The sequence below is a fragment of the Endozoicomonas sp. ONNA2 genome, from assembly GCF_024606365.1.
In the GTDB taxonomy this organism is placed as follows: domain Bacteria; phylum Pseudomonadota; class Gammaproteobacteria; order Pseudomonadales; family Endozoicomonadaceae; genus Endozoicomonas.
Window position 1 is genome coordinate 1 of sequence record NZ_JAHHPO010000110.1, and the last position, 1,281, is coordinate 1,281.

At 50.9% G+C, this 1,281-nt stretch carries 1 protein-coding gene; it reads left to right on the forward strand.

What is annotated here, in order from left to right:
* The first annotated feature begins 62 nt into the window (after positions 1 to 62).
* Positions 63 to 1,181: an alanine racemase gene (gene alr / locus KDK14_RS01970; protein WP_257263339.1), complete on the forward strand. Its 1,119-nt coding sequence runs from the start codon at positions 63 to 65 to the stop codon at positions 1,179 to 1,181.
* Positions 1,182 to 1,281: the final 100 nt, after the last annotated feature.

Here is a 1,281-nt window from a genome sequence, read left to right on the forward strand (position 1 = left end):
GTTAATTATAAATTGATAGGATGCTGCCTTTAATTGGCATCTCCCGGGGAATCTCACAAGGCATGGGTCGACCAGCAACAGCAAGGATAAATATTGATGCACTGCGTCATAACTATCGTATTGCCCAGCAACTATCTGCCAAGGGCGCGGGTCAGGTGATGGCGGTGGTAAAGGCAGACGCCTATGGCCATGGTGCAACCGTCTGTGCTACCGCCCTTGCCGATATTGCCAGCGGGTTTGCCGTTGCCTGTATTGAAGAAGCCCTGGAACTTCGCGCCGCCGGCATCAAACAGCCCATACTGCTGCTGGAAGGCTTCTTTGAACCGTCAGAACTGGCGATGATTGACCAGTATCGTCTGGATACCGTGATCCATCATCAGTATCAGATTGATGCATTAGTCGCCCATCCTTGCAAACATCCCATAAGGCTATGGCTGAAAATGGATTCTGGTATGGGTCGGGTTGGTTTTGCCCCTGATGAGTATCGCAAAGTCTGGAAACAACTCAATGATCTCTCTTTTGTCAAAGACATTGTGTTAATGAGTCATTTCGCCTGTGCAGATGAGCCAGACAGTGAGCATTCGCAGCAGCAGCTGACAACATTCAATACATACACCCATGGCCTGCCGGGTGAACGCAGCTTCTGTAACTCTGCCGGGCTCGTTGCCCTGAAAGCAGCGCGGGGCGAGTGGAATCGTCCTGGCCTGCTGCTTTATGGGGTATCTCCATTTTTGCAAGCTCATGGTATCCGGCAGAAGATACAACCGGTTATGGAACTCAGTTCAGCTATCATCAGCATCAAAGCCATTCCCGCAGGAAGCTCCGTTGGATATGGCAGCCAGTGGATCGCCCACAGACCTGCCCGAATCGGTGTGGTGGCAATTGGCTATGCGGATGGATACCCGCGTCACGCAGCTAATGGAACACCAGTTCTTGTTAATGGCTACCGTGTACCGCTGGTGGGCAGAGTATCCATGGACATGTTGACGGTGGACTTGACTGATGTGCCCGAGGTGCAGATTGGGGATCGTGCCATCCTGTGGGGCGATGACTTGCCTGTTAATGAGGTGGCGCAGGGGGCTGGCACTATTCCTTACCAGCTGTTAAGTAATTTGAATCGTGTTCCTGTGGAATATCACGGTATTCTCATCCCTGACCACTTGCATGAAGTGGAGATTTGATACCTATGCCATGTCTGAACCGGAACTTTTTCCCGGGTTTGGAGACTAAGGAATTGTCTGAAAATAACTTCCACATATTCAGATGTTCCACCGCAATCAT

Coding starts and splice junctions, on each gene's coding strand:
- alr (WP_257263339.1), top strand. CDS start 63: ATGGGTCGACCAGCAACAGCAAGGATAAATATTGATGCACTGCGTCAT.